Raw genomic sequence first — 25898 nt, 5'->3', positions numbered from 1 at the left:
GTCAGGCATTCTCCGTTCGGACAGCGGCGGCACTCACCGCCTGCGCTGCGGCACGGCCGCGCGGGCCGTGGAAGTATTCGCGGATCCAGGCGTCGTCGAAGGCGGCAACGTCGTCGAGGCCGGCATTGACCAGCACCTTCTTCTGCGCCAGCACGGCCACGCGGTCGGTGATGGTGTAGATGGTGTCCAGGTCGTGGGTGACGATGAACACCGTGAGCCCGAGCGCATCGCGCAGGGTGAGGATGAGCTGGTCGAAGGCCGCCGCACCGATCGGGTCCAGCCCGGCGGTGGGCTCATCCAGAAACAGAATATCCGGGTCGAGCGCAAGCGCCCGCGCCAGGGCGGCGCGCTTGACCATGCCGCCCGACAGGTCCGACGGGTACTTGTCGCCCGCCAGCGCCGGCAGGCCGGCAAGGGCGATCTTGAGCGCCGCCAGCTGCGCCGCCTCGCGCGCCCCCAGGCCGGCATGCTCGATCAGCGGCAGTGCCACGTTCTCGGCCACCGTCAGCGAGGAAAACAGCGCCCCTTTCTGGAACAGCACGCCGAAACGGCGCTCCACCGCCATGCGCCGTGCCGGCGGCAGCGCCAGCAGATCCTCGCCGAACACCCGCACCTTGCCCGCACGCGGTCGGTTCAAGCCCACGATCGTGCGCAACAGCACCGACTTGCCGGTGCCCGAGCCGCCCACGATGCTCAGGATCTCGCCGCGGCGCACGTCGAGGTCGAGTGCATCGTGCACTACCTGGCTGCCGAACTGGTTGCGCACATCGCGCACCTCGATGATGTTGTCGGCCACGTTCGCCTGCGCCTTCATCACCAGCCCATCTCCATGCAGAACAGCGCGGCGATCGCATCGACCACGATAACGACGAAGATCGACTGCACCACCGCCGAGGTGGTGTGCTCGCCCACCGACTGCGCGCTGCCCTGCACGCGCAGCCCCTCCAGGCAGCCGATGACAGCGATCAGGAAGGCGAAGATCGGCGCCTTCGACATGCCGACCAGGAAGTGGATGAGGCCGACATTGCTCTCGAGCCGGGACAGGAACATCACCGGCGAGATGTCGAGCGTGAGCGCCGACACCAGCATGCCGCCGACGATGCCCGACACCATGGCGACGAAGGTCAGCATCGGCAGCGCCAGCATCAGCGCGAACACGCGCGGCAGCACCAGCAGCTCGACCGGATCGAGACCGAGCACACGGATCGCGTCCACTTCTTCGTTGGCCCGCATCGAGCCGATCTGCGCGGTGAAGGCGCTCGCCGTGCGGCCGGCGACGATGATGGCGGTAAGCAGCACGCCAAACTCACGCAGAAAGGAGTAGGCAATCAGGTCGACGGTGAAGATGCTGGCGCCGAAGTCGGCGAGCACGGTCGCGCCGAGAAAGGCCACCACCGCGCCCACCAGGAAGGTGAGCAGCGCGATGATCGGCACGGCGTCCAGCGCCGTCTTCTCCAGGTTCGCCACCAGCGCGGTGACCCGCCAGCGCCGCGGCTGCAGCATCACACGTGCAGCGGTCTCGAGGATGAGGCCGATGAAGCCGACCAGCCCGACGACATGGTGCCAGAACACGCCCATCGTGCGCCCGACATGCTCGAGCACGTCGCCCAGCGCGCTGCCGCGCCTGCGTGCGCCGCTGCCGTCCTGGCCGGAAAGCGCCGCCGCGACGGCCCTGAGCAGCGCACGGCGCTCTGCGGGCACATCCGCGGCCTCGGCCATCAAGACCTCCACGCGCTGGCTGCCGAGCAGCGCGCAGATGAGCTGCGCGCCAGCCGTGTCGAGCGCAAGCAGCGCGGACAGATCCACACGCGCAGCCTCGCCCGCACGCCCGCGCAGGCGGTCCACCACCTGGTTCAGGCGCTTGTAGTGGGCCAGCGTCCAGTCCCCGCCCAAGCGCAGTACGCCACCGCCCTCATCCGCCACCAGTTCGGCATTGCCCGGGCGCGCCACGAAGCTCGGCGCGGGCGGGGTCGAATCGGCAGACAGGGACATCGGCATCGCACTCCAGTCGGGTGAGCTTCTTCAGTTCAGAGCACATTCAAGCAAAACGGTGCCAGCCGCAAGGCAACGGGCTGAGGCGCAGCAGTGTTGGCGGATGCGCGGGGGGCGATCGCCTTCGAAGGCTCGCGGCTGGCGCCGCTCCTACGGCAAGACCGCGCACGCTGCAGCCCCAGTGGGAGCGGCGCCAGCCGCGAGCCTTTTCGCCTGCCGACAAGCCCGGCAATTCGCCCGCAACAAGGACATGGCATAATGACCCGAACGCTTGCAGGCCCTATCCACACTGCCTTTGCGCGGCTTCTCGCAAACCGCGACCTGACAGGGCGTTGCCGCCAGGCGAATACGTCGGGCGATTCTACTACAGGCTGCCAGGCAGCCCTCCTGGCTGCGGCACGATCCGACGAACACCGCCCGGGCACACGCAAGCGCATCGTCTTCAAGCCGAAACAGGACCGCCACCATGTCCCCACAGACCCGCACCACGATCATCCGCGGCGGCGTCGCTGCCCTCCTCCTTGCCACGGCCGTCACGGCCTGGCTGCTGTCGAGACCGCCGGCCGAGCAGGACGGCTTCGTGCGTGGCAACGGCCGTGTCGAAGCCACTCAGGTCGATGTCGCAACGCGCGCGGCGGGCAGGGTCGACGACATCCTGGTCAACGAAGGCGACTTTGTCCGCGCCGGCGACATCGTCGCCCGCATGGACGTGAAGTCGCTCGAGGCCCAGCATGCCCAGGCCCTCGCAGAGGTCGCCAACGCCCGCAGCGCGCGTCAGACTGCGATCGCCATGGTCGCGCAGCGCGAGGCCGACGTTGCGATGGCCGAGGCCGTACTGGTCCAGCGCCGCTCCGAGCTCGATCTTGCCCGCCGTACCAGCGCACGCTCGCAAGCGCTGCTGGCCGAGCGCGCCACCTCCGAGCAGATTGCCGACGATCAGGCCGCGCGCGTACGCAACGCCGAGGCCAACGTTCGCGCCGCGCAGGCACAGATCGCCGCCGCCAGCGCCGCGACCGACGCCGCGCGTGCCCACGTCGCCCAGGCCGAGGCCGGCATCGCGGCTGCCGAGGCGGTGGTCGCCCGCCTGCGCACCGAGATCGACGACGCCACCCTGCGCGCACCCCGCGACGGCCGCGTGCAGTACCGCGTGGTGCAGCCGGGCGAGGTGGTGGGCGGCGGCGGCAAGGTGGTGAGCCTGATCGACATCACCGACGTGTACATGAGCTTCTTCCTGCCCGAGATGGCGGCCGGGCGGGTGGCGATGGGCACCGAGGTGCGCATCGTCCTCGACGCGGCACCCCACCTCGTGATCCCGGCCCAGGTGTCCTACGTCGCCAGCGTCGCGCAGTTCACCCCGAAGACGGTGGAGACCCAGAGCGAACGCCAGAAGATGGTGTTCCGCGTCAAGGCGAGAGTCGACCCCGCGCTGCTGCGCCAATACCCTGAACAGGTCAAGACCGGCCTGCCGGGGATGGCGCACGTCCGCCTCGACGACGCCCGCGCCTGGCCCGACGCGCTGCAGGTGAGGCTGCCGTGACCGCGACCGGCAGCGCCGCGCCGGTCGTCCGCCTGCGCGGCGTCGAACATCGTTACGGCGACACCCTCGCTGCCGATGGCGTCGACCTGGACGTCCCGGCCGGTTGCATGGTCGGCTTCATCGGCCCGGACGGCGTGGGCAAATCCACCTGGCTCGGCCTGATCGCCGGCGCCCGCAAGATCCAGGCGGGCCGGGTGGAGGTGCTGGGCGGCGACATGGCACAAGCGCACCACCGCGCCGCCGTCTGCCCGCGCATCGCCTACATGCCGCAGGGCCTGGGCAAGAACCTCTACCCCACCCTGTCGGTGTTCGAGAACATCGACTTCTTCGGTCGCCTGTTCGGGCAGTCGCGTGCCGAGCGCGCAGGCCGCATCAAGGCCCTGCTCGCCGCCACCGGCATGGCCGACTTCGCCGAGCGGCCCGCCAACAAGCTGTCGGGCGGCATGAAGCAGAAGCTCGGCCTGTGCTGCGCGCTCATCCATGATCCCGACCTGCTCATCCTCGACGAGCCGACGACCGGCGTCGATCCCCTCTCGCGCCGACAGTTCTGGGAACTGATCGACGAGATCCGCCAGCAGCGGCCACACATGAGCGTACTGGTCGCCACCGCCTACATGGAGGAGGCCGAGCGCTACGACTGGCTGGTGGCGGTCGACGCGGGGCGTGTGCTGGCGACCGGTACGCCGCACGCGCTGCGCACGCGCACCGCCACCGACAGCCTGGAGGCAGCCTTTCTCGCCCTGCTGCCGGCCGAGCGCCGCAGCGGGCACAGCACGCTGGTGATACCACCGCTGCAGGCCGGCGAGGTGGTCATCGCCGCGCGCGGCCTGCAGATGCGCTTTGGCGACTTCGTCGCCGTCGACGACGTCAATCTGGAGGTACGCCGCGGCGAGATCTTCGGCTTCCTGGGTTCGAACGGCTGCGGCAAGTCGACCACCATGAAGATGCTCACCGGCCTGTTGCCGCCTACCCGGGGCGAGGCGCGCCTGCTCGGCGAGGTCCTCGACGCACGCAACATCGACACCCGGCGCCGAGTGGGCTACATGTCCCAGGCCTTCTCGCTGTATGGCGAACTGTCGGTACGACGCAACCTGGCCCTGCACGCCCGCCTGTTCGACCTGCCGCCGGCCGAGGGCGAGGCCCGCATCGCAGAACTGGCAGAGCGCTTCGAGCTCGGCCCGGTCATGGACATGCTGCCCGACGCCCTGCCGCTCGGTATCCGCCAGCGCCTGCAGCTGGCCGTCGCCGTGCTCCACCGCCCCGACGTGCTGATCCTCGACGAGCCCACCTCGGGCGTCGACCCGGTGGCGCGCGACCGCTTCTGGGCGCTGATCATCGACCTCTCGCGCAAGGACGGCGTAACGGTCTTCATCACCACCCACTTCATGAACGAGGCCCAGCGCTGCGACCGCATCTCGCTGATGCACGCCGGGCGCATCCTGGCGAGCGACGCCCCCGCCGCGCTGGTGGCGCAACGCGGCGCTGACAACCTCGAAGATGCCTTCGTCGCCTACCTGGCCGAAGCCAGCGGCGTGCAGCTGCGCGCCCCGGCTGCGGCCGGCCATGCGCACGACGTACCTGAAGCCGACGTACCTCAAGCCGACGTACCCGAGGCCGACGCCCCTGCAGCGGCGCCAATGCCCCGGGCTGCGCGCTTCAGCCTCGCCCGCCTGCTCAGCTTCAGCGCACGCGAGGCGACCGAACTGCAGCGCGACCCCTTCCGCCTGACTCTGGCCCTGCTCGGCACCGTGCTGCTCATGCTGGTGATGGGCTTCGGCATCAGCATGGACGTGGAGCGGCTCAACTATGCCGTGCTCGACCACGACCGCAGCGTAGCGAGCGAGCGCTACACCCTCAACATCGCCGGCTCGCGCTACTTCAGCGAACAGGCGCCGCTGCAAAGCCACGCCGACATCGACCGCCGCATGCGCGCGGGCGAGCTTGCCATGGCGCTGGAGATCCCGCCCGGCTTCGGCCGCGACCTCGATCGCGGCCAGGCGCCGCAGATCGGATTGTGGCTGGACGGCTCGATGCCGATGCGGGCCGAGGTTGCGCGCGCCTACGTCGTCGGCCTGCACACCCAGACACTGAGCGAAGCGGTAAGCGCCGCCACCGGTACGCCGCCCACCCCGCTTGCCGACATCGCGGTGCGCTACCGCTACAACCCGGACATGCTGAGCGTGGTTGCCATCGTGCCGGCGGTCATCCCGCTGCTGCTGGTGTTCATCCCCTCCATGCTGACCGCGCTGGGCGTCGTGCGCGAGAAGGAGCTCGGCTCCATCCTCAACGTCTACACCACCCCGGTGACCAAGCTCGAGTTCCTGCTCGGCAAGCAGCTGCCCTATATCGCGCTGTCCATGTTCAACTTCGCGCTGCTGTTCGCGATCGCGGTGACCGTATTCGACGTGCCGTTCAAGGGCAGCCTGGCGACGATCGTGCTCGGCGCGCTGCTCTATGTCACCGCGACGACCGGCCTCGGCCTGCTCATGTCCACCCTCACCGACAGCCAGGTGGCCGCCATGGCCGGAACCTCGATCGGCACCCTGCTGCCGGCGATCCAGTTCTCCGGCATGCTCGACCCCGTGTCCTCGCTCGAAGGCGGCGGCGCCTTCATCGGCGCCATCTATCCCACCAGCCACTTCCTCAACATCAGCCGCGGCACCTTCGCCAAGGCGCTCGAATTCGGCGACCTGTGGGCGGCCTTCCTGCCCTTGCTGATCGCCGTTCCGGTGCTCACGCTCGGCGCGGTGCTGCTGTTGCGCAAGCAGGCACGCTAGGGGGACCGCCGATGAACGACCACAACACGCATGCCGCTGCGCACGCCCCCGCCCGCAGGCGCGGGCGCAGCCTGGTCCACAACACCTGGCACCTCGGCATCAAGGAGTTCCACAGCTTGCTCGGCGACTGGACGATGCTGTTCCTCATCGTCTTCATGTTCTCGGTCTCGGTGTACGCCGATGCGCGCGCCAAGCCGGAGAGCCTGCACCGCGCCGCAATCGCCGTTGTCGACGAGGACCGCTCGCAGCTGTCGACACGCATCGTCGCCGCGCTGCAGCCGCCGCAGTTCATCGCGCCGGATCTGATCGAGCTGGGCGAGATGGACAAGGGCATGGACGCCGGCCGCCACACCTTCGTGCTCGACATCCCGCCCAACTTCCAGCGCGACGTCCTCGCAGGACGTGCGCCAGCCCTCCAGCTCAATGTGGACGCCACCCGCCAGAGCCAGGCACAGACCGGCACCGGCTATATCCAAAGCATCGTCAACGACGAGATCCGTGCCTTCGTACTGCGCTACAGTACGGCCGCTCCGCAGCCGGTCGAGCTCGTGCCGCGCGCGCTGTTCAATCCCAACCTCAGCCAGAGCTGGTTCGCCGCGGTCACCTCGATCATCAACAACATCACCCTGCTCGGCATCCTCCTCACCGGCGCCGCCCTGATCCGCGAGCGCGAACACGGCACCATCGAACACCTGCTGGTGATGCCGGTCACGCCACTCGAGATCATGCTCTCCAAGGTATGGGCGATGGGCGCGGTGGTGCTGCTCGCGTCCGCGCTGTCGCTGCAGATCGTCGTCAAGGGTATGCTCGGGGTGGCCGTGCCAGGGTCGGCGCTGCTGTTCGCCTTCGGCACCCTGCTCTATCTGTTCGCAGCGACCTCCATCGGCATCTTCATGGGTACGCTGGCACGTAACATGCCCCAGTTCGGGCTGATGGCGATCCTGGTGCTGCTGCCGCTGCAGATCCTGTCGGGCGCGCTCACGCCGCGCGAAAGCATGCCCGAGCTCGTCAGCACGCTGATGGCCTTCACCCCCACGACCCACTACGTCAGCCTCGCCCAGGGTGTGCTCTTCCGCGGCGCCGGGCTCGACGTGGTGTGGCCGCAGTTCCTGATGGTCGCGCTCATCGGCGGCTTCTTCTTCACCCTCGCCCCCCCCCGCCTGCGCCACACCATCGGCAAGATGCAAGGCTGACCCCGCCCACGCCGTAGGAGCGGCGCCAGCCGCGAGGGGTTGAAGGCGACAGCGCCGGGATGAGCCGATGAAAAGCTCGCGGCTGGCGCCGCGCCTACCCGGAACCCCGCGCTGCAGCCCCCGATGTGCGATTCGCTGGTATTTTGTCGGCTTCGCACCCACCGGCGCCCGCTCGCTGACCGCACCTTCATGCCCCGCCTGCCCCTCGACGCTTCCAACCTGCCCCTGCTGCTGCTCTACGGGCTGATGCTGCCGGTCACAGCCATGGTGCCGGTGCTGCCCGACTTCACCGCTCAACGTTTTCCCGGCCTGGGCCAGTTTGCCAGCCACCTGTTCATGTCGATCAACATGATCGGCGCCCTGATCGGCGCGCCGATCGCAGGTCTGCTGTCGGACCGCCTCGGCCGTCGCAAGGCGCTCGCGGTGCTGGCGCTGCTGCTCAACGGCGCCACCCTGCTCGGCATCGCCTGGGCCTACGCACGTGCGGAGACCTACGGGCTGCTGCTCGGGCTGCGCTTCGTGGAGGGCTTCGCGCACATGTCGGCACTGTCGCTGCTGATGGCCCTGGGCGCCGACAGCGCCGGCAAGGCGGGGCTGGGGGCGCGCATGGGCGCGGTCGGGGCCTCGATCAGCCTCGGTGTGGCCAGCGGCGCGCCGCTGGGCGGCTTCATCGGCGGCATCAACCCCCTGTGGGTGCCGATCGGTGGCGGCGTATTGTCGATCCTGCTCGCCGTCGCCGGCTTCATGTACCTGCGCGACGCGGACGCGACACGACAGCGCCCGCGCCTGGCCATGGCCGAGATCGTGCATACCCTGCGCAGCCGGCAACAGTTGCTGGTGCCGCTGGCGTTCTCGTTTGCCGACCGCCTGACGGTGGGCTTCATCGTGTCTACGCTGTCGCTCTACCTCGGCCTGGTCATCGGTTTCGATGCACGCCAGATCGGCCTGGCGATGGCGGCCTTCCTGGTGCCGTTCTCGCTGCTCACCTATCCGGCCGGGCACCTGTCGCGGCATTGGAACCCGCTGGCGATGATGGTGAGCGGCAGCGTGCTGTATGGCATCTTCCTTGCCGTGCTCGGCTTCCTGCCAGGGGAGTCGATCATGACCGCGATGGCCGTCGGCGGCGTGATCGCGGCGCTGATGTACGCGCCCTCGCTCGTGCTCGCAGCGCAGTATGGCGGCGAGGACTGCCGCGCGAGCGCGCTCGCCGCCTTCAACATGGCGGGCTCGCTCGGCTTCGCCGCCGGCCCGCTGCTGAGCAGCGCCCTGCTGGCCGTGTTCGGGTTGGTCCTGGCTGCGCCCTACCCTGCCGTTTTCGTCTGCATCGGCGCCATCGAAGTCGTGCTCGCCGTGGTCGTGCTGGTCATGGTGCGCCGCGGCCGGCTGGCTGCAGTCGGAGGCCAGACAAGCGTCGAAGGGCGCACCCAATGAGCAGGGCTGGCGCCCATTACAGGCTGTCGCGGCTGTATCGCCCGCGCGACGGCCGCTTCTGGCTGATGATCGTCCTCAACCTGCTGTCGGCCGTGCTGGCCTGGGTCCTGCGAACCTATCCGCTGGTGCCGCTGGCGATGGCAGTGATCGCCCTGTTCGCGCTCGGCAACGCCCTGCTCGGCATGCGCCTGATGATCGATCTGATGCGCGCGCGCGCGGGCGAATCACCATGCACGGACGAGCGCGACAAGGACGCGCGCAACTGAGGCACGCGGCTCAGATGTCGGGCGTGAGGTAGATCCGCTCGGGCTGTGCGATCGGCTTCGGCGCAGGCCGGGCCGCCGGCCTGGACTCTGGCAGCGGGCGGGCCTCAAGAAGCACCGGCGCCTGCTCGCCGTCGCCGCGGGTGACGCCCCAATTCACGACCTCGAGGCGGCCATCGTAGTGCTCGACCACCGCGCTGCAGGTGTCGACCCAGTCGCCACAGTTGAGGTAGCGGATCTTGCCGATGCGGCGGTCGGCGGGCCAGTGGATGTGGCCGCACACCACACCGTCCACACCGCGTTGTTGCGCCGCATGGGCGACGGCATCCTCGAAGTCGAAGATGAAGCTCACCGCCTTCTTCACCTTCTGCTTGGCGTAGCCGGCAAGCGACCAGTAGCCCGGCCGGCGCAGCAGGCGGCGCGCCTTCGACAACAGCAGGTTGAGCCGGACCAGCGTGTTGTAGCCGACGTCGCCCAGTACCGCGACCCAGCGATGGTGGCGCGTCACCTGATCGTACTCATCGCCATGCACGAGCCAGTAGCGGCGTCCGTCCAGGGTCTCGTGGATCCACTCGGTTTCGACGCGGATGTCGCCGAAGGCGACGCCGGCGTATTCCCGCAGGGCCTCATCGTGGTTGCCCGGGATGAAGAAGACCTTGCAGCCGTGGCGCGCCCGGCGCAGCACCTTCTGCACCACGGTGTTGTGTGCCGGCGCCCATTGCACGCTGCGGTTCATCGCCCAGAAATCGACGATGTCGCCGATCAGGTAGAGATATTCGGACTCATGCTCCTTAAGGAAGGCAAGCAGGCTGTCGGCCTGGCAGGCCCGCGTGCCGAGGTGGACGTCCGATATGAAGATGGTGCGTACGCGCTTCATCAGCCTTGTACCTCCCGTGCTCGCAGATCCGTTGCAGGCACTTTGGCCCGCCTGTGCCCTTCCCACGCCCGCAGCAGCGCCGCGGAAAAGTGGTCGTTGACCGCCTCCCAGTCGATACCGATCGCGGTCTGGCGGGCCTGCACGCCCAGCTCGGCGCGCAGGGTGTCGGCCAGCGCGAGTTGCAGCGCGCGCTCGACGAAGCCCTGCTCGTCGCCGCAGCGCACCACGGCGCCGTTGCCCAGGTCGGCAATGACTTCGGCGGCTGCCGCATAGTCGTAGGCCAGCACGCACAGGCCGCTGGCCATGGCCTCGAGGGTGACGTTGCCGAAGGTCTCGGTCAGGCTGGGGAACAGGAACAGGTCGCCGGAGGCGTAATGGGCGGCGAGATCCTCGCCGTGGCGCATGCCCGCCTGCACCACGTCGGGGTGCTCGCGCGCGATGCCCGCCCGCATCGGGCCGTCGCCGACCAGCACCATGCGGGCGTCCGGCCGCTGCTGGCGGATCGCAGCGAATGCGCGCAAGGCGAGGCCGAGGTTCTTCTCCGCGGCGATCCGGCCGACGCAGACCACCGCCAGTGCATCGGGCCCCACGCCCCACTGCCGGCGCAAGTCCTCGCTGCGGCGCGCGGGTGAGTACAGGCGCGTATCGACCCCGCGCGAGATCACCTCCACGCGCTCATAGCCCTGGTCGCCCAGGTTGCGCGCCAGCGCAGCGGTAGGTACGTAGGTGGCGGCGGTGCGGTTATGGAAGCGGCGCAGGGAGGCGGCCACTGGCTGGCGCAGCCACCCCACGCCGTAATGCGTGCTGTAGTGGTCGAAGTTGGTGTGGAAGTCCGAGGTCACCGGCAGGCGCAGCTTGTTGGCGGCGGTAACGGCGGTCCACCCCAGCGGCCCTTCGGTTGCCACGTGCACCAGGTCGGGGCGCTGGCGCGACCACTCGCGCACCAGGCGCGAGCGCGCCGGCAGGCCGAGCTTGAGGCCGTCGTAGCGCGGCAGGCGCAGCCCGCGCGACAGCACCTCCTGCAGCCCGCCAGTCGACATCGCCGTATCGGCCGGCGTCTGCCGCGGGCGCACCAGCTGCACGCTGTGGCCGCGGGCGATGAGCCCGTCGACCATGCGTTTCAGGGTCATCGCCACGCCGTTCACCTCGGGCGGCCAGGTCTCGGTGACGAGGGCCACGCGCAGCCGGGGCGACTGGCAGAGCTCTTCGGTCGTGAAGTCGAGCGTTCTCATGGCACCGCAGCATAGGCGGCGCACAAGTCAGCACGGTTAAGCGTGCATTGCCGGATGATGACGACGGATCAATGCATGCCTACACGCGCTGCGGCATCGAGCGCGGCGACGACCGTGCGGTCGTGACCGTAGATGTCGTTGCGCAGCTGCAGTGTGCCGTCCGCGTTGAGGCCTGCCGTGGTGTAGTGCAGCAATACGGTCACATCACGGCCGACGCGCTGGGTCTGCGTGCGACCGCTGTCGAGCGCCTGCTGCAAGGCTTCCGCACTCCAGCGCTGCGGGTTGTCGAGCAGCAGCATTGCGAGCGCTTCAGGCTGCTCGACACGCACGCAGCCAGAACTGAGCGCCCGCTCCGAGCGCCCGAAGAGCGAACGCGCGTTGGTGTCGTGCAGATAGATCGAGTACGGGTTCGACAGCGAGAACTTGATGCGGCCGAGCGAGCCATCGGCCCCTGACGCCTGAACAATGCGATAGGGGAATCCGCCGCTGCGTGCGCCGGACCAGTCGATTTCGGCCGGGTCCACAGCCTCGCCGTCCCGATCGAAGATGCTCAAGCGATGCTTGTCGAGGTAGTCCGTGCCGCGCGCGACGGCTGGAATCACGTCCTCACGCAGGATGGTCGGCGGCACCACCCACTTGGGGTTGAAGACCAGGTTCACCACCTTGTCGCGCAGCGACGGCGTCCTGCGTGTCGGTTTGCCGACGATCGCGCGCGCTGACCAAAGCGTTTCGTCGCCCAGGCGGAGCTCGGCGCGATAACCGGTGATATCGACCAGCAGGCGGTCGCCCTGGAGGTCGGACGCCACCCAGCGCAGGCGCTCGAGGTTGGCGCGAACCTGCTCGACCCGCTGCGCCGGGGTGGTGTTGAGCGCGGCAAGCGTCTGCCGGCCGACGGCCGCATCGTCGTCCATGCCATGACGGCGCTGGAAACCCTTGACCGCCTCGGCCAGCGCCTCGTCGTAGTACGCGGGGTCGGGCGTTGTGCCGAGGTCTGCGCCGGCGCGTTCGAGGTGGACGCGTTCGGGGCCGCCCTCGGCCTGCAGCCGCGCCCGCAGCGCAGCCACCCGTGGGTTGCGCTCGCCGGGTCGCAGGGTCGCGCCCGCCGGGACACGCGGCCAGTCGTCGCCGATGCGCGCCTGGTAATGCACGAGCGCCTGCTGCAACGCCCGGTAGAGCGCAGGCTCGGGTGCCTGCAGCGCAATCGCGGCGCCAAGGTCGTCGGCGCGCAACACGGCTGCAAGCTCGATGGCGCGCTGGTGAGGACCGGGCATCGGGGTGAAGTTCCAGTCGCGGTAGAGCTGCCGCGGGTCCAGCACGCCATAGCGGATCTGGCGCAGCAAGCGGGCCAGCGTGTCGCTGAGCAGCAGTTCGCGTTCGGCCTGCTGTGTGGCCGACAGCACAGCCGGTTCGGCGTCCCCCGCATGGCGCAGCGCATTCAGGGGGAAGCTGCCCGGCGCCAGGCCATGCGCAGCCGCGCCTTCCACCGCCGCAATCAGCGCACGTGTGCGCACGCTGTCGTTCCAGACCGGGCGGTAGGCGCGCCCCAGATAGAACAGTGCAACCGTCTCGTCCGTCGTCGCCGGTCGCAGGCTGAGCAGACGCTCGAGCTCGGCGCCGACCGCCGCGCCGGCATCGGCCGGCTGCGCCACACCGCCCCGCCCCGTATCCGGGGAATCCATTGCCGCGCCCAGCGGCAAGCCCCAGGTCAAGCCGAGAAGCAGCGTACAGGTTACAAAACTTTTGCCCAAACGCAGCCCGACATCGTTTAGGATGCCGCCTTCAAGTGCTTGTTTGGACTGGTTATTGTTCATGTCGAAGATTTCCCGCGATCACGCCGCGCCGCGCCGCCGCCTGTTCCTCAAAGGCCTCGCCGCCCTGCCGCTGGGCCTTTCAGTCAATGCCGCACATGCCGCCCGGCACGACCGCCAGCTCGGCTTTCGGCATACCCATACCGACGAGCGGCTCAGCCTGGTCTACCGGAACGCAAACGGTTACATCGAGCCTGCCCTGCAACGCATCAACTGGCTGTTGCGTGACCACCGTTCGGGCGAGTCTACCCGGATGGATCCCAAGCTCTATGACATCCTTCACGCCCTGAGCATAGCCTGCGGCGGCGACACCTTCGAGATCATCTCGGGATACCGCTCGCCGGCAACCAACAACGCCCTGCGCAAGACCGGCGGTGGCGGCGTGGCCAAACGCAGCCTGCACATGGATGGCAAGGCGATCGACATCCGCCTCGTCGGTGTCGATACCGCCCGCTTGCGCGACGCCGCACTTGCCCTGGGCGTGGGTGGCGTCGGCTACTATCCCGGCTCCGACTTCGTGCACATCGACACCGGCCCGGTGCGCAGTTGGGGCCCGCGCAAGGCCTGAGCCCCGTATCAACCCAGCAGTACCAGCCCCCACACGACGGCGGCGTTGATGAGTGCGATCAGCACCGCAGCGCTGCCGATATCCTTCGCCCGCTTGGCGAGCTGGTGACGTTCGAGCGACACCCGGTCGACAGTCGCCTCGATCGCTGAGTTCAGCAGTTCCACGATCAGCACCAGCAACACGCTGCCGATCATCAGCGCGCGCTCGAGCGCCGAATCGCCCAGCCACAGGGCCAGCGGCAGCGCCACCAGCGTCAGCAAGACCTCCTGGCGAAAGGCGTCCTCGTGGCGATAGGCGGCACGCAACCCGTCCAGCGAATAGTGAAAGGCGTTCCAGATCCGACGCAGGCCGGTCTTGCCTTTGAAAGGGCTCTCCATCGCGGTGTCTTCATCCTGGCTGAATAAGGGTCGCGATGATGACACGAAACACGTTACCAGCCGTGTTGTGTGCAGGGCTGGACGAGCGTACGGTTCTGAATTAGCGTTGCGCACCCGCGCACCGGATCGACTGGATTCATCGCCGGGCCTTCATCAACCGGCAGCGGTCAAATCATGAGCAGCAGCATCGGTCGCTTCGAGATCAGGCGCGAACTTGGGCGCGGTGCGCAGAGCATCGTGTATCTCGCCTGGGACCCTCAGCTTGAACGCGAGGTCGCGGTCAAAACCCTTCATTTCGCGGCCGCCGAGCGCAAGCAGAACGCCGCGCTGCTGGCCGAAGCGCGCTCGGTGAGCCGGCTGCGCCACCCGGGCATCGTGCCTGTGTTCGAGGCGGGCGAGGAGGACGGCGACCTCTACCTGGTGTTCGAGTACGTCCCTGGCGAGAGCCTTGCCGCGCTGATGCGCCGCCGCGGCGCGATACCGGCCGCCGAGGCCGTGCCGATGATGGTCGACGTCCTCACTGCGCTGGCCGAGGCACACGCACAGGGCGTCATCCACCGCGACCTCAAGCCGAGCAACGTGCTGATCGACGCCGCGGGCAGATCGCGCGTGATGGACTTCGGCATTGCCCGTCATGTCGATGACCCGAAGGCGCGCCAGGGGCTATCGGGCACACCGGGTTTCATCGCGCCCGAGTACATCGAGCGCCGCGAACTGAGCCCGCGCAACGACGTATACGCCGCGGGCGTACTGCTGTTGTGGATGCTGGCCGGCCGCCCGGTTCATCGCGAGACCGACCCGGCCAAGCTGCTCGAACTCGCCCGCACCACTGCCGTCACCGTACCGGCCGACGGCGCACCGATCGACGAACAGCTGGCCGCCATCGCCTTGCGCGCGGCAGCGCTCGACCCGCAGGCACGCTACGCCGATGCCAACGCGTTCCGCCTGGCACTGCAGGCGTGGCTGCAGCCCCCCGCCACCACCGCCGACCCCGTGACCGAAGACGGGCAACCCGCTGCGCTCGACTTTCTGCTCCGACGCATGAAGCACCGCGGCGACTTCCCCGCCCTGTCGGAATCGGTAGCCGCGATCAACCGCATCGCGTCGAGCGAATCGGAAACCATCGGTACCTTGTCGGCGCTGATCCTGCGTGACTTCTCGCTCACCAACAAGCTGCTGCGCCTGGTCAACTCGGCCCATTACCGACCGGCCGGCGGCGGCCAGATCAGCACCATCTCGCGTGCGATCGTGGTGCTCGGCTTCGACACCGTGCGCAACATCGCGATCACCGTGCTGCTGTTCGAGCACCTGCAGAACAAGGCCAACGCGGCCCAGCTCAAGGAGGAGTTCCTGCGCGCCTGTCTGGCCGGCCTGTTCGGCCGCGAGCTGGCGGCGCATCTGCGCCTGCGCGACGGCGAGCAGGTCTACATCTGCACCGTGTTCCACAACCTTGGCCGCCTGCTGTGCCAGTTCTACTTCCCCGAGGAGAGCGAGGACATCCGCCGCCTGATGCAGCAGCAGGGCTGCAAGGAAGAGGCCGCGGCCCAGCGCGTGCTGGGCACCGGCTTCGAGGCCCTCGGTATTGCCCTGGCCCGGCACTGGGGCTTCCCGGAGCTGATCCAGGACAGCATGCGCCACATCGAGGATGGCCCGGTGCGCCGCCCCGCCACCACCGAGGAACGCCTGCGTGCGCTGGCAGCCTGTGCCAACGAATACTGCGACGCGGTGGCGCTGCTGCCAGCGGACGAGCGCGACAAGGCGCTGCAAGCGCTATCGGCGCGCTTCGCCGACGCGGTTCCGGTCGGGGCGCAGGCGGCGCGCGAACTGATGCATGCGGCGGCCGAGGAGATCGAGGCCTTCGCCTCCACCATCAAGGTCAGCATGGCGAACACCCGTATCGGCCGCCAGCTGCGCCAGCTCGTCGACGGTGCGCCGGCTCCCGCCACGCTCACCGATACCGGCCTGCCGGTCGCCGCCCTGCTCGAACAGAGCACGCCCGCGCAAGCCACCGAGGAAGGGCGCAAGGCCGCGGATGCGCAAGCCGTACTCAGCGCCGGCATCCAGGACATCAGCAACACCCTGGTCGAGGACTTCAAGCTCAACGACGTGCTGCGCATCATCCTCGAGACCATGTACCGGGCAATGGGCTTCAAGCGCGTGCTGCTGTGCATCCGCGACCCGCGCACGAATGCGATGACGGGCCGCTTCGGCTTTGGGCCGGGCGTCGCCGAACTGGCCCGCCAGGTCCGCTTCAGCCTGTCGGCTCATCCCGACAACGTCTTCAATGCCGCCACGGCGAAAGGCGCCGACATCCTGATTTCGGACATCGACGATCCGAAGATCGCCGCCCATGTGCCCGACTGGTATCGCAAGTCGGTACCGTCGCACACCTTCGTGCTGTTCCCGCTCACGATCAAGGGCCGCCCGGTGGCGATGATCTATGCCGACAAGGAGCGCGCGGGCGAGATCGAGATCAGCGAGCAGGAGCTTGCCCTGCTGCGCACGCTGCGCAACCAGGCCGTGCTGGCCATCAAGCAGGCCGGCTGAAAGCGCACGCAGCCATGCATGGGGCCGCCGGCCTACTGCGCAGGCTCAAGGCGCAGGATGCGGCCCTCGCTCTCGTCGACGACCCACACATAGCCGTCCGGCCCCTGGCGCACGTCGCGGATGCGACGGCCGAGTTCGGCCAGCAGGCGCTCTTCGTGGCGGACCTCTTTGCCATCGAGCACCAGACGGGCCACCAGCTGGTAGCGCAGCGCGCCGACCAGCACATTCCCCTTCCATTGCGGGAAACGCTCGCCGGTATAGAAGCTCATCCCCGACGGTGCGATCGAGGGCGTCCATTGCAGCAGCGGCGGCTCGACGTCATCGCGGCTGCTGCCCTGGCCGATCTTGCGCCCGGTGACGTACTCGCGGCCGTAGGTGACCTCGGGCCAGCCATAGTTCAGCCCGGGCAGCGCACGGTTGATCTCGTCGCCGCCCTGCGGACCGTGCTCGTGGGTCCACAGTTCGCCCGTCTGCGGATGCAGCGCCGCGCCCTGGATGTTGCGGTGGCCGTAGGACCAGATCTCGGGCAGCACGCCTGCACGGCCGACGAAGGGGTTGTCAGGCGGCACGCTGCCGTCGAGCGCGATGCGCACGACCTTGCCGATGTGGCTGTCGAGCGCCTGCGCCCGCTCGCGCGCACCACCACGGTCGCCCAGGGTCACGAACAGCGTGCCGTCGGCAGCGAAGACCAGGCGCGAGCCGAAATGCTGGTTGCCGGAGGGGTCCTCGTTCTGCGCGAAGATCCGCTGCACCTCGCGCAGTTCGAGTCGCTCGAGGTCGAGGCGTGCGCGCGCCACCGCGGTGCGCGCGCCGCGCTGCGTCGGCTCGGCGTAGGAGAACACGATCAGCCCGTCCTGCGCGAAGCTCGGGCTCGGCACCACGTCGAGCAGGCCGCCCTGGCCGCGCGCGTGCACCGCAGGCACCCCGGCGATGGGGGCCGACAGGCTGCCGTCGGTACCGACCACGCGCATGCGGCCCGGGCGCTCGGTCACGAGCATGCGGCCGTCGGGCAGGAAGGCGATCGACCACGGCGTATCGAGGCCGGTGGCAAACTCGGTCACTTTGACGTTACCGGTCTCGGTGCGCACCACCACGTCACGCGCAAACGTCGTCCCAGAGAGCAGTACGGAGGACGCCAGCATGGACGCAAGCAGCAATGGACGGAAACTTCTGTTCGATTTCGGCATCTTCAGGCTCCCCGGTGTAGTGGCCGCAGCATCGCATCTGCGGCCCGGCCAACGCCATGCGGCAGCGGCCCGACATCAACAATTCAAGCAACAAAACGCGTCACTAGGACTTCGCATGCCCTCATCCGTTCGCAAGACCCTGCGCCTGCTGTTCGTGCTCGTGCTGCTCGCCGTGTTCTGGATGGCCTTGCTGCCCGCCCCCGAGGTGGCCAAGCTGGTGTCCTGGCAGGACAAGATCGAGCACGCGGTACTGTTCGCAGTGCTTGCCCTGCTAGCCCTCGCCGCCTGGCCCGAACGGCCGGTCACCATCGCCGTGGGCCTGCTCCTGTACGGTGCAGCGATGGAGTTCGCACAGTCGATGACCGCGCACCGCTTCGGCGACCCCTGGGACTGGGTGGCGGATGCAGTGGGGCTGCTCGTGCTGGTGCCGTTCGCCCTTGCCCGACGCCGACGCCTGCGCGGCTGAGCCAGGCACACGGGCGGCGCGCGCCTTGTTATCATCGCGGCCTTTCCGATCAAGCGCTTGCGCAATCCAGACGCCGATGAGCACCGACCGCCACACCCTCGAACTCCTCGCCCCGGCCAAGACCGCCGACTTCGGCATCGAGGCCATCAACCATGGCGCGGACGCGGTCTACATCGGCGGCCCTGCCTTTGGTGCGCGCTCGTCCGCGGACAACTCGGTAGCAGACATCGCGCGCCTGGTGCAGCACGCCCACCGCTACCACGCGCAGATCTTCGTCGCCACCAACACCATCCTGTTCGATGCCGAACTCGAACCGGCGCGCAAGCTCATCTGGGAACTGTATGACGCCGGCGTCGACGCCCTGATCGTGCAGGACATGGGCCTGCTCGAGCTCGACCTGCCGCCGATCCAGCTCCACGCCAGCACGCAGACCGACATCCGCGACGCCAGCAAGGCGCGCTTCCTGCAAGACGTGGGTTTCTCGCAGATCGTGCTGGCGCGCGAGCTGTCGCTCGCCGAGGTGAAGAAGATCGCCGCAGCCACCACGTGCCAGCTCGAGTACTTCGTGCACGGCGCGCTGTGCGTGGCCTTCTCCGGCCAGTGCTACATCAGCCACGCCCACACCGGGCGCAGCGCCAACCGCGGCGAATGTTCGCAGGCCTGTCGACTGCCCTACGACCTCAAGGACAAGGACGGCAACACCGTCGCCAGCAACCAGCACATGCTGTCGATGAAGGACAACAACCAGAGCGCCAATCTGCGCGCGCTGGCCGCCGCGGGAGTCAGTTCGTTCAAGATCGAGGGCCGCTACAAGGACCTCGCCTACGTCAAGAACATCACCGCGCACTACCGCACGCTGCTCGACGACATCATCGAGCACCCGGACGCCGACGGCCCTGCATACCGCCGCGCCTCGAGCGGGCGCACCACCTTCCTGTTCACCCCGCAGGCCGACAAGACCTTCAACCGCGGCTACACCGACTACTTCACCAACGACCGCCGCCACGGCATCGAGGCCTTCGAGTCGCCCAAGTTCGTCGGCGAACCGATCGGCCGCGTGAAGAAGATCGACACCAAGGGGCGCAAGTTCTTCGACGTCGAGCGCGTCTCGCCGATCCACAACGCCGACGGCCTGACCTGGTACACGCCGAAGGGCGAGCTCACCGGCCTGCGGGTGAATCGCGCCGAAGCCAACGGCGGCGGCGAGGGCATCGACCGCATCTTTCCGTCCGAACCCCTGCCGTCCGACCTGGTACCCGGCACCTCGCTGTTCCGCAATCACGACCACGAGTTCGAGCGTGCACTCGAGAAGAAGTCCGCCGAGCGCCGCATTGCGGTCGATGCGCAGTTCGCAGCGACTGCGGACGGCTTCGTGCTGACACTTGTAGACGAGGACGGCGTGCGCGCGAGCGCAAGCCTTACGACAGCCTTCGAGCCGGCGCAGAACGCCGAGCGCGCGCTCGCCACCCTGCGCGAACACATCGCCAAGCTGGGCAACACCGACTTCGTTGCCGGCGACATCCTCATCGACCTGCCGGCGCCCCCCTTCCTGCCCGCGAGCCAGCTCAACGCCCTGCGCCGCGAAGCCGTCGAGCGCCTGGAGCACGCAAGGCTGCTGGCCTACGCCCGCCCGCCACGCGCCGCACCGGTGGAGCCGCCCGTCCCCTATCCGCAGGACGCGCTGAGCTACCTTGCCAACGTCTCGAACGACAAGGCGCGTGCCTTCTACGCCAGGCACGGCGTCAAGCTCATCGACGCCGCCTTCGAGGAGAACCAGGAGACCGACGACGTCTCGCTGATGATCACCAAGCACTGCCTGCGCTACAGCTTCAACCTGTGCCCCAAGGAAGTGAAAGGCATCCGCCCCGACCCGATGCAGCTGGTCAATGGCAACGAGACGCTGACCCTGCGCTTCGACTGCAAGCGTTGCGAGATGCACGTCGTCGGCGGAATGAAGCCCCACATCGCGAAAATGCGCGACACGGTGGTCGCGCAGAAGGTGAGCTTTTTCCCAAGCAAGCCGGGCCAGGGCGCGGCGCTACCGGTTCAGGGCTGACCGAGACCTGATCAACGGCAGGCTAAGGGCGGTCCAAACCCAGCAGCGCACGCGTGCGCGCCTCATCGACAATGCCCGACACCGCCTTGAGCCCGCCGCGACCATCGAAGAACAGCGTCCGCGGCAACTCGCCACGCCAGTCCGGGTCGATGGCAAAGGCCAGGCGCTCGGGCGCCTCGTCGCCGTAGGCGAAGCGCTCACCGAGGACGCCGAAGCGGTCGAGGATCTCACCCAGTTGTGGATCGTCCGGCTCCACCGCGATCGTGACGAGGCGCGGGCCTGCAGCGGCGCGTGACATCGCCGCAAACAATGCAAGGTTCTTCTTGCAATGCACGCACTCGGCCGACCATAGCGCGATGATCGTCGGCACACGGTGCGTGGCGGGCGCGACAAGCTCACGCGCGGCCGCGGCGTCGAGGCGGGTGAAGCCCTGTGCGGTATCGGCCGCCACCGCAGCACCGGTCACGGCCCCCCCGCACAGCAGCAGCGCAAACAGGATGCGGATCGTCTTCATCACAGCGCATACCCCTTCATGCCTTCGTCTGCGGTGCGCCAGAACACGAACAAGGCGTCGCCCTGGCTCAGCACGCGCGGCTGATCCGACGCCCCCGCGGTACTGGCCAACACCTGGGTGTGGAAGCTGTGCCCGCCGTCATCGGACAGTTCCGCCAGGAGCCGGGTGCGCTCGCCGTCGAACTCCTTCCACACCACCGCGATCCGTGCGTCAGCCAGCGCGATGTCGGCATGCGCTGCACGCTGCCCGCCCACCGTGCGCTGGCCCTCGACGCGGCCATCGGCAAGGCGTCCGTAGAACACCCGTCCCTCGCCCTCGCGCTCGTTGAACCACACCGCGTGACGCGTGCCGTCGGCGGCCACCACGAGCGAGGGGCCATGGTGCGGGCAGGCATCGATGCGCCAGCGGTCAAAGGTGGCGCGTTCAAACCGCAACGGCGAATCATCGTTGCCGAGCACGGCCAACGCGTGATCCCTCTCATTGGGCTCAAACACGTGCCGCCACAACGCAAGCGGACGACCGTGCTCATCCTCGGCCAAGGCTATCCGACAACACTCACACGAATGATCAGCAACCTTTCGTTCAGGCTCGAAACTCCGGCCACCGTCGTGAGACACGGCAGCATAGATCGCGGCCCCTTTGTAGTCCTCTCGTCCGGCCGCCCTGGCCTCCACAAGGTCACGTTTGTCGATCCAGGCAATCACGACCTGTCCACTGCGAGTCACCAGCATGGAGTCGAAGCGGTGCGTTATCTCACTGCGATCCTGATGAACGGTGATCGGCGGAGAGAAAGCCCCCCCTGCCGCAGCGCGCGCAAACCGGATCTCGCCGCTGAAACGCTTTGCAAGCGGACGCGTCCACGATACGAGCACGGCGCCATCACCCGCGAAAGCGATCTTGGGCCGGTTCTCGCCATCCGCAGAAATCGGCTCGGGGACAGAATTGACCAACTGCGCGCTTCCCCAAGACGCTCCTGCGTCCGCACTGCGGTAAAGCACCACATGCTCGCCCTCCTTGACCACCGCATGCAGCACACCGTCGGACGAAAAGGCCGCACTAGAGCCCAACTGCGGGCGCTCGGCCCGCACTGGCTGCTTCTGCCCCTCAGCGGCAGATCGGCGATGATCTGCCGCCGAATGCCCGGCTGCTCGCAAGTCTGCGCTCGCCGTACTGAACACAATCGCGGCAACCCCCGCAATGCAGCCGGCAAACTTCGACAAGACCGACCCCATTCTCATCTCCGCACTCTCCACATTGCCTTGATCTCAACAGAGTTCGCCACACCCCGGTTCACTCGCGCGCGGGCCATCAGAAGCTCACCTGCAACTCGGTGTACGCCGTACGCCCGGGATACGGATGGTGAGTGTAGTAGCGCTTGTCCGAGACGTTATCCACGCCAAGCGCAAGGGCAGTGTGCTTGTCGAAGCGATGCAGGACCTTCAGATCCGTGACGGTGAATCGCGATTGCCCGCCGAACGTGTTGGAGACGACGTCCGAGTTATCCAGGCTGTTGTACATCGTGCCCGAGTGCCGCACACCGACCGAGCCAGTCCAGGCACCGTGCTCATAGCTGGCCAGCACGGACGCGCGCACCTTTGGGATGCGGGGAAAGTGCTTGCCTTCCGAACTCGGATCAGCCGCATTCGAAAGCGTCTTCGAGCGATTGAGCGCGAGGCTGGCCTGCAGCCCGAAGCCGGGCACCAGAAGATCTCGCCCTGTATAGGCAAACTCGATTCCACGTGTGCGGACGCGGCCAACGTTCTGCACGGTCTGCACCGTCACACCGCCGCCAATGTCCTGATTCTGTCTGAATATCGTGTCGCGGATGTCATCCTGAAACAGCGATACCCTGAGGCTGCTGGAGCCAAGCTCACGAATCGCGGTGAGTTCGACGGCGTTGCTGCGCTCGGGTTTCAACCCGGGGTCATTGACCACGATCGTATCGGGCCTGACCGTCCCCTGAAAGAGCTCGGAGACTGTCGGGAACCGCACTCCGCGCCCAAAGGATGCGCGCAGCAACCAGTCATCGGACGCGAAATGCGACAAAGACAGCTTCGGGCTCACCCCTGACGCGGTCCGGCCGGCGTAACGCTCCTGCACGGCGCCGCTTCGTCCCATCTGGGAACCGTCGAAGGCCCGGAAACGCTCCAGGCGCACACCAAAGGTGGCCACCCATTCGGGGTCGAACGTCCACGCATCCTGAACATAGAGCGCCTGGACCTCGGTCTTGCCGAGGTAATTCTCGGTCTCGGCTGTCCGGCTCGATACGTCATTCCAGTTGCTCAGGGCGTAGACCCGATTCTCGAGCTTGTAGCTGTTCCGGTGATAACCAAAGGTCAGCGCATGGCCGGGCTCTTCGGGGGTATAGGTACTCTGCAGTTCGAATGTGGTCCATCCAGTCCCATCGCGCCTCGAATCGCTCCCTGGCACGGCTGCGGCGGCGAACGGATCGGACACGCTGGCCTGCCGGCTACCGTCCTTATGAAGGTCATAAGCAGACAGTTGCACGGAGTGGTTCCAGCCGGTCTGGTGAGTTGTACGCAGCCGGGTACCCCACTGGTAGTGCTCATCCTTGCCCTTGGACGGCGCCATGGTCGGTACCGCATAACGCGATCCGTCGATATTGACGTTGAGCGAGCCCGTTGCGGGTCGCCAGACCTCGTTGCCGGCAGAATCGCGAAGCAGCGTCCGATTGCTGACCCGGTAGTCGTTCCGCCACACGGCAAGGACCGCGTCGACCTCCAGCTCAGAACTTATGTCGTAAGCTGCCTTGAGCTTGAAGTTCTCCTGTACGCCTTTCTGGATACCCGTAGCCCCGAGCACGATACGATCCGCGCCTTCCGGACTTCTGTCCCGGACTGCTCCCGTCACAACCGGCGCGCTCCCGGCTGACGTAGAACTTAGACTGGATGTGGCATAGGACATCGGGTGCGAATGATAGGCAAGACGGTTCATGCTCACCGCAAGCGCAAGCGCATCCCAACGGTTGCCCAGATACACGCTCTGCTGGTTGTTGTCGTAGTGGTCCTTCAGCCCGTAGTCATCGTGCCACTGGCGATGAAACTGCACTCGAGCCGAGCCTTCGAACTTTTCCGGCATCCTCGTCGTGATCGCAACCGTCGTGCCGATCGAGTTTCCCGGATAGATAGCCGAGAACGGCCCATAGAGGACGTCGACCCGACTCACCTCCTCGGGTGAAACGATATTCCAGCGCGGCGCATCAAAGCGACCGAGGAAGTTGGAGATCAGGTACCCATCCACATACGCCAAACCACGCGCCGGCTGCAGGGTGCCAAACGACCGGCCGCTGAGATTGGCATTTCGGTCGCCGACGAAGCGCTTGCGCACTGCCATGTTCGGCGCATAAGTCAACGCATCCTCGGTATTGGTAAAACTCTGCGTCTGAAGCTCGGCGCGCGTAGCCGAGTGGGTTGATGTGGGAAGTGTGGGGTCGAGTTGTACTCGCTCACCTTGTCCGGTCACGACGACTGGCGTCAGCTCACGCTCCGTCGCAACGCCTTGGGCATGGGCACCCGCGGCGCCAAGAAGGGCCAGCGCGGCCGCAAGTGGCTTGGCCGCGTATACGATCCGATGTTTCATAGGCTACTCCCTGAAGGCCACGGGAGTCCTGCTCACCGCGGCCGTAGCTGCATTTGTCATGGCTCACAATCAGCCTCACCAGAAACAACTGGTGGCCGACCATGTGGCGAATAGCAAGACCGCGTGCGGGTGCAGTGGCACACAACATGCCGACCTGGAAACTCAACGCCAGGAGCACGGTGTGCAGGTGTTGCATGTGGCGAGAATCGCCCACCGCTTGCGGTTACTGCAGTGCGTAGGAGACGGCGGGCGGTGCGCGCGGAGAGGAGACGACCCAGGGCGGACGGGGCCGCGGCGGATGGAGGCTGAAGGCAGGGCTTATGTCCTCGCCCTGCGCCGACGGCACGTCTGCGCCTCCCCATGCTGCCGGCAGCGCGCTTGCGAAGAGGCTGCAGAACACGCACCCGCCAGCGGTGCGTGCAAGCTCGTCGGCCGGGTCCTGCGGCGCTGTGTCGACAGCGACGTAGCGCATGCCCGCGGCGGTGCAGATCTCGAGCCAGCGCGCATCACCAGAAGCGCGATAGGCCGCCTGCGACAGCGTCGGCGCGAGCGCAGCCAACAGCATCGCGAACATCGCGATCCAGGCGGTAAGCGAACGGGCAGAGCGTGTCAGGCGCATGGCTTGTGCTGGGGCCGGCCCAGAGGCCAGGCGGTAACAGGCGAAACGGAACTCTAGCGGCTCGAACCGAAACCCTGATTGACTGCAATCAAGCCGCAGGGCCAGTGCCCGCATGGGATGATCGCCACGGGTCGAGCGCAGCAGCGCCGGCAGTGTCTACGCGACATGCCGCCAAGGCAAGGGGTAAGCTACGCTCCCCGCACAAGCGCCACGATCCGGCCCCAGGACAACGCGCGCGCCGCGCTGCCATCGACACACCGTAGGCGCAACATGCTGACACCTGCACAACAACTGCCCAACCACCCCCGCCTGAACGACGCCCCCCTGGTCGTGATGGCCCTGTGCGCCAACTGGTGCGGCACCTGCCGTGACTTCCAGGTGGTGCTCACCCGCATCGCCCTGGCCCATCCCGAGATCGTCTTTGCTTGGGCCGACATCGAGGACGATGCCGAACTCGTGGGCGATATCGACGTGGACGACTTCCCCACACTGGCCGTCTTCAAGGCGGGCCAGCCCCTGCACTTCGGCGCCTCACTCCCCATCGAGGCGGTGGTGACACGACTGCTGGCGCGTCTCGCGCAGTCCTCCACCACCCCCACTGCCACCCCCAGCGTCATTCCATGCGCGGTGCGCGAGCTTGGCGCCCGGCTGAGCCGCTGAGGCGCGTTCGGGCGCGTGGGCGGGCGCCGAAAGGGTCGTAAAAGACTCGCGGCTGGCGCCGCTCCCACGCGGGGGACGCGCGCGGCGGTTTCCGGTAGGAGCGGCGCCAGCCGCGAGCTTTTCATCGCCCCCCCAACGCCGATCGCCTTCAAACCCTCGCGGCGGGCGCCGCTTCCACCCAAAACCACTCGCCC

The 25898-nt window shown here is 67.7% G+C and carries 21 protein-coding genes; 10 read left to right on the top strand and 11 right to left on the bottom strand.

Annotated features, from left to right (window positions below):
- Nucleotide 1 precedes the first annotated feature (1 nt).
- Both P7F68_RS07650 and P7F68_RS07645 read right to left on the bottom strand, forming a co-directional pair.
- Nucleotides 2–814, bottom strand: coding sequence for an ABC transporter ATP-binding protein (locus tag P7F68_RS07650; protein WP_002929189.1), 813 nt, complete (start codon nucleotides 812–814; stop codon nucleotides 2–4).
- Nucleotides 814–1998: an MlaE family ABC transporter permease gene (locus P7F68_RS07645; RefSeq protein WP_277832022.1), complete on the bottom strand. Its 1185-nt coding sequence runs from the start codon at nucleotides 1996–1998 to the stop codon at nucleotides 814–816. The genes P7F68_RS07650 and P7F68_RS07645 overlap by 1 nt, the downstream gene beginning before the upstream one ends.
- A 460-nt stretch (nucleotides 1999–2458) precedes the next feature.
- On the opposite strand from P7F68_RS07645, the gene P7F68_RS07640 reads away from it, so the two are divergent.
- The 5 genes from P7F68_RS07640 to P7F68_RS07620 all read left to right on the top strand — a co-directional run bounded on the left by P7F68_RS07640 (nucleotide 2459) and on the right by P7F68_RS07620 (nucleotide 9196).
- Entirely contained in the window at nucleotides 2459–3529 is a 1071-nt protein-coding gene (locus P7F68_RS07640) for an HlyD family secretion protein (RefSeq protein WP_277832020.1), read from the top strand.
- Nucleotides 3526–6306, top strand: coding sequence for a ribosome-associated ATPase/putative transporter RbbA (rbbA, locus tag P7F68_RS07635; RefSeq protein WP_002936526.1), 2781 nt, complete (start codon nucleotides 3526–3528; stop codon nucleotides 6304–6306). Before P7F68_RS07640 ends, rbbA begins: the two co-directional genes overlap by 4 nt.
- An 11-nt stretch (nucleotides 6307–6317) precedes the next feature.
- Nucleotides 6318–7499, top strand: a complete 1182-nt coding sequence (locus tag P7F68_RS07630; protein ID WP_277832017.1) for an ABC transporter permease — start codon at nucleotides 6318–6320, stop codon at nucleotides 7497–7499.
- A gap of 123 nt (nucleotides 7500–7622) precedes the next feature.
- Entirely contained in the window at nucleotides 7623–8930 is a 1308-nt protein-coding gene (locus tag P7F68_RS07625; RefSeq protein WP_002936533.1) for an MFS transporter, read from the top strand.
- On the top strand, nucleotides 8927–9196 hold the full coding sequence (locus P7F68_RS07620) for a hypothetical protein (RefSeq protein ID WP_277832013.1): 270 nt from the start codon (nucleotides 8927–8929) through the stop codon (nucleotides 9194–9196). Before P7F68_RS07625 ends, P7F68_RS07620 begins: the two co-directional genes overlap by 4 nt.
- 10 nt (nucleotides 9197–9206) lie before the next feature.
- On the opposite strand, the gene P7F68_RS07615 is transcribed toward P7F68_RS07620, so the two are convergent.
- From P7F68_RS07615 to P7F68_RS07605, 3 genes are all read right to left on the bottom strand, one after another.
- Entirely contained in the window at nucleotides 9207–10070 is an 864-nt protein-coding gene (locus tag P7F68_RS07615) for a UDP-2,3-diacylglucosamine diphosphatase (RefSeq protein WP_002926383.1), read from the bottom strand.
- Complete coding sequence (locus P7F68_RS07610) at nucleotides 10070–11302, bottom strand: glycosyltransferase family 4 protein (RefSeq protein ID WP_277832010.1); 1233 nt, start codon at nucleotides 11300–11302, stop codon at nucleotides 10070–10072. The genes P7F68_RS07615 and P7F68_RS07610 overlap by 1 nt, the downstream gene beginning before the upstream one ends.
- A gap of 68 nt (nucleotides 11303–11370) precedes the next feature.
- The gene (locus P7F68_RS07605) at nucleotides 11371–12981 is read right to left on the bottom strand and encodes a L,D-transpeptidase family protein (RefSeq protein WP_277832008.1); all 1611 of its coding nucleotides are present in this window, start codon (nucleotides 12979–12981) and stop codon (nucleotides 11371–11373) included.
- Nucleotides 12982–13111: 130 nt separating this feature from the next.
- On the opposite strand from P7F68_RS07605, the gene mepK reads away from it, so the two are divergent.
- Nucleotides 13112–13678 (top strand): peptidoglycan L,D-endopeptidase MepK, encoded by a 567-nt coding sequence (gene mepK, locus P7F68_RS07600; RefSeq protein ID WP_002926386.1) that lies wholly within the window; start codon nucleotides 13112–13114, stop codon nucleotides 13676–13678.
- 8 nt (nucleotides 13679–13686) lie between these two features.
- On the opposite strand, the gene P7F68_RS07595 is transcribed toward mepK, so the two are convergent.
- The gene (locus P7F68_RS07595; protein ID WP_002936554.1) at nucleotides 13687–14055 is read right to left on the bottom strand and encodes a diacylglycerol kinase; all 369 of its coding nucleotides are present in this window, start codon (nucleotides 14053–14055) and stop codon (nucleotides 13687–13689) included.
- 174 nt (nucleotides 14056–14229) lie between these two features.
- Here P7F68_RS07595 and P7F68_RS07590 point away from each other — a divergent pair, with 174 nt between their 5' ends.
- Nucleotides 14230–16602 (top strand): serine/threonine protein kinase, encoded by a 2373-nt coding sequence (locus tag P7F68_RS07590; protein ID WP_002936555.1) that lies wholly within the window; start codon nucleotides 14230–14232, stop codon nucleotides 16600–16602.
- 32 nt (nucleotides 16603–16634) lie between these two features.
- Here P7F68_RS07590 and P7F68_RS07585 read toward each other — a convergent pair whose 3' ends face one another.
- Nucleotides 16635–17789 carry a PQQ-dependent sugar dehydrogenase gene (locus tag P7F68_RS07585; protein ID WP_277832004.1) on the bottom strand — a complete coding sequence of 385 codons (1155 nt, stop codon included), beginning with the start codon at nucleotides 17787–17789 and terminating at the stop codon, nucleotides 16635–16637.
- A 115-nt stretch (nucleotides 17790–17904) separates the two neighbouring features.
- On the opposite strand from P7F68_RS07585, the gene P7F68_RS07580 reads away from it, so the two are divergent.
- Nucleotides 17905–18255 (top strand): VanZ family protein, encoded by a 351-nt coding sequence (locus P7F68_RS07580; RefSeq protein ID WP_002926397.1) that lies wholly within the window; start codon nucleotides 17905–17907, stop codon nucleotides 18253–18255.
- A 76-nt stretch (nucleotides 18256–18331) separates the two neighbouring features.
- Nucleotides 18332–20311, top strand: a complete 1980-nt coding sequence (locus P7F68_RS07575; RefSeq protein ID WP_277832001.1) for a peptidase U32 family protein — start codon at nucleotides 18332–18334, stop codon at nucleotides 20309–20311.
- Nucleotides 20312–20333: 22 nt separating this feature from the next.
- Here P7F68_RS07575 and P7F68_RS07570 read toward each other — a convergent pair whose 3' ends face one another.
- The 4 genes from P7F68_RS07570 to P7F68_RS07555 all read right to left on the bottom strand — a co-directional run bounded on the left by P7F68_RS07570 (nucleotide 20334) and on the right by P7F68_RS07555 (nucleotide 25044).
- Complete coding sequence (locus P7F68_RS07570; RefSeq protein ID WP_277831999.1) at nucleotides 20334–20825, bottom strand: thioredoxin domain-containing protein; 492 nt, start codon at nucleotides 20823–20825, stop codon at nucleotides 20334–20336.
- The gene (locus P7F68_RS07565; protein WP_277831997.1) at nucleotides 20825–21913 is read right to left on the bottom strand and encodes a sialidase/neuraminidase family protein; all 1089 of its coding nucleotides are present in this window, start codon (nucleotides 21911–21913) and stop codon (nucleotides 20825–20827) included. The genes P7F68_RS07570 and P7F68_RS07565 overlap by 1 nt, the downstream gene beginning before the upstream one ends.
- A gap of 220 nt (nucleotides 21914–22133) precedes the next feature.
- Nucleotides 22134–24425 carry a TonB-dependent receptor gene (locus P7F68_RS07560; protein ID WP_277831995.1) on the bottom strand — a complete coding sequence of 764 codons (2292 nt, stop codon included), beginning with the start codon at nucleotides 24423–24425 and terminating at the stop codon, nucleotides 22134–22136.
- Nucleotides 24426–24648: 223 nt separating this feature from the next.
- Nucleotides 24649–25044, bottom strand: coding sequence for a DUF2946 domain-containing protein (locus P7F68_RS07555; RefSeq protein WP_277831993.1), 396 nt, complete (start codon nucleotides 25042–25044; stop codon nucleotides 24649–24651).
- Nucleotides 25045–25314: 270 nt separating this feature from the next.
- On the opposite strand from P7F68_RS07555, the gene P7F68_RS07550 reads away from it, so the two are divergent.
- Complete coding sequence (locus tag P7F68_RS07550) at nucleotides 25315–25704, top strand: thioredoxin family protein (protein ID WP_277831991.1); 390 nt, start codon at nucleotides 25315–25317, stop codon at nucleotides 25702–25704.
- Nucleotides 25705–25898: the final 194 nt, after the last annotated feature.

The sequence above is a fragment of the Thauera mechernichensis genome, assembly GCF_029588855.1.
GTDB classification, from domain to species: Bacteria; Pseudomonadota; Gammaproteobacteria; order Burkholderiales; family Rhodocyclaceae; genus Thauera; species Thauera mechernichensis.
Note: the sequence above shows the minus strand (reverse complement) of the source record. Positions and strands in the feature narration are given on the sequence as shown.